The sequence below is a fragment of the Aliiglaciecola lipolytica E3 genome (assembly GCF_000314975.1).
GTDB classification, from domain to species: Bacteria; Pseudomonadota; Gammaproteobacteria; order Enterobacterales; family Alteromonadaceae; genus Aliiglaciecola; species Aliiglaciecola lipolytica.
Genome location: NZ_BAEN01000057.1, coordinates 1 through 4,888, shown reverse-complemented (window position 1 = coordinate 4,888; position 4,888 = coordinate 1). Strand labels below are relative to the sequence as shown.

Sequence of the window (4,888 nt, the reverse complement as noted above, 5' to 3'; positions counted from 1 at the left end):
AATTATTTATATTCAGGTAATTAGACAGTTGATTACTATTTTAAATTTGCTTATCTTAAAAACTCATCTTGACTCACCGCCAAGCGGCTGTCGAAGCATTAATAATAGTTAACGCGATAGCTATACTATTAGGAAAGGCATTCCCTTGTTTCGAAATTCAAATGTTATATTTGTCTAGTGAGTCCTAATTGCATAACCCTGATAGAGGATTATGTGCCACACGCTTTGACCAAAGGCTGTGTGGATACTTTAGGACTTTAACTATGCCTTTAAAATCAAACATCGTTCCAGAAAAAACTAAACAATATTGTGAAAACGTATCTTATGAAAATCAAGTTGAAACTTGGTTGTTAAAAGACGGATGGCAAGTATTCAAACCCCACGTTGACCATGGCGCTAAGACAGACGTTTTAATTTCAGATGGGAACCTTTACTACAGAATACAAGTGAAATCTGTTGATACATGCGAAGAGACTGTTGTGGTCGTTCCACAATGGAGTGAAACGGATGATATAGATTATATTATCTATTTTTCAAAACGTGCCCCATGGGGATACATAACGCCAAAGTTTGGTGGAAAAAGAAAATTAAAACATCACGAACATATAAGATTTCATCAGGAATCAACCAACTTTATAAAAGCCTTTAACAAAGCGTAACTTAAAAACAACCTAATACCTGTCCTACCTGTATCTTTTGGTACAGGTAGGACAGGTTAGGGTGCTAAAGCAGGTCATCAGGAGATACACCTAATCGGTTCGCCAATATTTTTCTTAACGTCTCTGGTTCCGGCAATTGGTACATTAGATTGACACCTCGTTTACCGGTAGATGGAATTCCTAGTTTCGAAAATAGTTTTCCAATAATGCTGCGTATTTGTGGCATAGAGAAGCGTATTTGTTTTTCCTTAAGAAAGTCATCAAACCTTACAAAAACGTCATTAGGGGAAACCCTACACGCCCCAAATGGCTTTTCTAGTGATAACTCATAGATTAAATACTCTTGCTGTGGAGATAAGTTAGCGAGAATTTCATCTTGCAAAGCTTTAGTAATAGGGGCGCGTCTTGGATCAAAATCGCTTATATCCATATTTTGCAAGTAATGCAGTAAATGAGCTGCACCATCATTATCTAACCATTCAAAATAACGGTTAAAATAAGCCTTATCTTGTGCAAATTTATCTGATGGTTCTAAAACTAGATAACGTCTTTCTTTAATCCCAGCAAGCAGCACATGGTCGTGATTACTGGCAAATATAAAGCGCAGATAATTCGGAAATTCAACGGCGTCGAATCCTTTTCTTTCTAAATAAACTGATTTTTCACTTATCAGCGCTTTCAATTTATCGGCTATTTTTTTATTTGTAAGCTCAACCTCATCGGCAAATACTAATATTCTATTTCCGATACTGTTGTTAAATCTTCCGGCAACTAGATAAGCCCCGTTTGTTTGAGTGACATTAGCACCTAGTATTTGTTTAAAAGGTTCCATCATTGAACCTTTACCTGCCCCTTGCACTGATTTCATTACCACAGCCACAGAGGGCTTTTCCTGTGGCTTTTGGATCATATGAGCAAAGTATTGAAGCAGGTAATGGGATACTTCGGTTTGACCGTCACAAATTACTTCATGGATATGATCGATAAATGGGGTTATTTCGCCCTCTTTAGGCTTTACTGCAAAGCCTGTATACAAATTGTATTGTGTCGTGGGGCACAGTTTATCATCAGGGCAATATGCCAAACCATCAGGAAAGTACTTCTTACCACTCCATTTTAACCATGCATCTCCTCTATTTTTTCCAACAAGCTTAGGTTCGTGTAAAAATCTATTTTTAAATTCCGTTAGCGATTCAAAACTGTGGGTTTCTGTTGACACTGCATCTTTCCTTAATGAAACGATGCAGTGTTTACATCCTGAAGTTGTATGTGCGTATAGGCTATTTAATTCATTCAATATTTGAATATCAGATTCAGTTAAAGTTTTACCATCAATTTCTTTATCAAGTGAGTTGGTATTGGAGATTTGATGAACATTGTTAGTTTTCATTTAATACTCCCAAACTAGCTAAAGCTATTTTAAGGGCTTTAGCACTTTTTAATGCTAAAGGGGTTGTTAGGTTGGTGAATAAGGCTTTAGCTAATAAAGCCGTTACGGAATATGCTAAAGCGTTAATTTCGTATACGGGATAAAAACTCGTATATGAAGCTAGATCCCGTATACGGAAAAAACTGATCATTTTGTACCTCCTGCTTCTGGATAACTTGAGGTGGAATACATTACTTGTGCGTTTATATAATTTTCCAAATCACAGATTCGGTAACGAATGGCTCTATTGGCTAAGCGTATGAAGGGTATGCGTGAACCTCGCCATCTATCCTTTTCAAGAAACGATGCACTTACACTGAGATACTCAGCAGCTTGTTTAGTAGAAAGAAGTTGTACAGTCATAGATTTGCTCCTATGTGTTTGTATATGACAGGAGCAAGTTTGTTACTATTGTAATGTGAAAAATATTCACGTTAGGGTCAGACGTTAGTTTTTGATGGCTAGACGTTAGGTTTGACTAGATTTGAATTATTTGGATTTAGATGTAATATTTAGCCGGAATCTAATTTAAAATTAATTAGTTAAATGTTTTTAAAAGGTAACGGATTACATGGCCGAAGAACAAAAGGTAGACAAGCAATTTGTAAACCTTGCTCCCATCTCAAGAGTTGATAAAGGATGTATATATCAATCCGCATTTAAATTTTCTATCGCAGATGAAAATGTATTTAATATAGCACTTACTGGTCCTTACGGTTCTGGTAAAAGTAGTATTATCAAGGGTCTTAAGAATACTATAGATAATGAAGATTTCTACTCAGATGTAACAATGTTAGAAGTTAATTTGGCATCATTTGAAAATAAGCCCAAGCCTAAAGAAGCTGAAATTGAGCTGAGTATTCTTCAACAGATGATTTACAGTACTTCTTCCGATGTACTCCCACTCTCCCGATTTAAAAGAATAAAAGCACCCAAAAATCCGAGCCTAAACTCTTTAGTGGCACTACTTACTATTGTTGGTATTCTTATTAGCGTTACTTTTCATAAGACTTTATTCTCGGTAGCTACATGGAGCATTGAATTTATTCTCGTTTGGCTCTTGTTAACCACTACAGGATTTGGATGCTGGAGCTTAATTAGGTATGTTTATGCCGATATTTGGAGTGCTTCAATTAGAAAAATTTCATTTAAAAATATGGAAATAGAAAAAGACGTAAGTAGCGACTCTATATTGAACAAGCATGTTGATGAAGTACTATATTTTTTTGAGAGAACCAAATATAACCTTGTTGTCTTTGAAGACTTAGATCGCTTCAATACACCGGATATATATATTAAGCTTAGAGAAATTAATTATTTAATTAATAATAGCCACAATGTTGGTAAACAAAGAAAGGTAAAGTTTCTATATGCACTTAGAGATTCGGTATTTACTGAAAAAGAAAGAACAAAATTTTTCGATTTTATAATTCCTGTCGTTCCATTAATTGGCTCTTCAAATTCACTTGATATAATAAATGAACGTGTCCGTAAACTTACTGGGTTATCGAAGAAAATCGATAATAATTTTTTTACGCGATGTTTCCGATTTCTTAAATGATACTCGTCTTATACACAATACTTTTAATGAATTCGTAATCTATTTCAATGAAATAGGAGATCCTGACGTTGAACCGACATGTTTATTTGCTTTCATGCTTTACAAAAATGTATTTGGGCGTGATTTCGAAGCTCTTCACGATAAAAAAGGGGCGTTTTTCAGTGTAATCGAAAGAAAAGATAAATTAATTGAAGAAAGAGTTAAGCAAATAAATTTAGAGTTAGAAAATGTCGAAGAGAATATTAATTTAATAAAACAAGAAGTGTCCAATACCGAATACGAATTAATTAGTTCCTACGTTGGAGAGTTGCTACGAATTTCTAATGGATATGGTTTGTTTTGTTTACCTGATTCTTCTGGAAGCAGCGCTATTAAATTAACTAATATAAAGACATTTGAAGACATAAAACCGCTAATTTCAGCAAATAATTTAAGGTTTTCACAAAATTCAAATGTAAATTTTAGAATTTCAAACTGTTCTTTCAAATCAGTTGAAAATAATATAGATCCCGAATCCGGAATCGAAGAAAAAATAAAACGTGTTTTGGATAAGGTAAAATTAGAAACAACTGAATTTTCAAATCAAATATTAACACTAAAAGAGGCGAAGAATAGAACTGAAAGACTATCCATATCTGATCTTTTAAATGATTCTCCTGACATTTTAGATAAACTGCCGTCCGAATTAGATACAGATGATATTAACCATATAAAAGATGAAAATAGTAGGAGGTTATTTCGCTTTTTATTGTTTAGTGGTTATCTAAATGAAAACTATTCATTTTATACTTCCATTTTTAGAGAACAAGAAAATTGGACAGCTAATGATCGTCTATTTAATACAACATTGAAATCTCGCGATGTTTATAACCCACTGTTAAATATAGATAATCCTCAAGAAGTTTGTGCTCGTTTAAATAAAATAGACTTTTCAACTAAATATGTTTTAAATATTCAGCTTTTTGATTACCTACTTAGTACACAATTTTTATTTTCGGATGAAAGAAGCATCGCTTTAGCATTCCTGCAACGATATTACGAAAAGGATTTTAGTCAGGATTTTATTTCAGCATATTTAAAACAAGGAAAAAAATTAAAAGAATTGTTTACATATATGTTGATAAATTGGCCTAAATATATAGAAACTGTTTTATTAGGTAACGAGAAGGAGCTTCACTTATCTAAATTATTATTCTGTGCTGAACCGAATTTGTTAATTCAAAATGGTGGAAATTTTAT

General features: G+C 33.6%; 6 protein-coding genes. 3 read left to right on the top strand and 3 right to left on the bottom strand.

Annotation, left to right across the window (positions count from 1 at the left end):
• Nucleotides 1-263: 263 nt before the first annotated feature.
• Nucleotides 264-659: a PDDEXK-like family protein gene (locus tag GLIP_RS13950; protein WP_008845294.1), complete on the top strand. Its 396-nt coding sequence runs from the start codon at nucleotides 264-266 to the stop codon at nucleotides 657-659.
• A gap of 64 nt (nucleotides 660-723) precedes the next feature.
• Here GLIP_RS13950 and GLIP_RS13945 read toward each other — a convergent pair whose 3' ends face one another.
• Genes GLIP_RS13945 through GLIP_RS13935 form a run of 3 tightly spaced genes read right to left on the bottom strand, consistent with a single transcriptional unit; the run spans nucleotide 724 to nucleotide 2,451 of the window.
• A complete protein-coding gene (locus GLIP_RS13945) occupies nucleotides 724-2,049 on the bottom strand; it encodes a primase-helicase family protein (protein WP_008845293.1) in 1,326 nt (441 codons plus the stop codon).
• Complete coding sequence (locus tag GLIP_RS13940; protein ID WP_008845292.1) at nucleotides 2,039-2,239, bottom strand: hypothetical protein; 201 nt, start codon at nucleotides 2,237-2,239, stop codon at nucleotides 2,039-2,041. Before GLIP_RS13940 ends, GLIP_RS13945 begins: the two co-directional genes overlap by 11 nt.
• Entirely contained in the window at nucleotides 2,236-2,451 is a 216-nt protein-coding gene (locus GLIP_RS13935; protein ID WP_040523021.1) for a helix-turn-helix transcriptional regulator, read from the bottom strand. The genes GLIP_RS13940 and GLIP_RS13935 overlap by 4 nt, the downstream gene beginning before the upstream one ends.
• 208 nt (nucleotides 2,452-2,659) lie before the next feature.
• Here GLIP_RS13935 and GLIP_RS13930 point away from each other — a divergent pair, with 208 nt between their 5' ends.
• Nucleotides 2,660-3,649, top strand: coding sequence for a YobI family P-loop NTPase (locus tag GLIP_RS13930; RefSeq protein WP_008845291.1), 990 nt, complete (start codon nucleotides 2,660-2,662; stop codon nucleotides 3,647-3,649).
• The coding region (locus tag GLIP_RS13925) for a YobI family P-loop NTPase (RefSeq protein WP_161602056.1) at nucleotides 3,567-4,888 on the top strand (1,322 nt) is incomplete at its 3' end. The genes GLIP_RS13930 and GLIP_RS13925, both read left to right, overlap by 83 nt.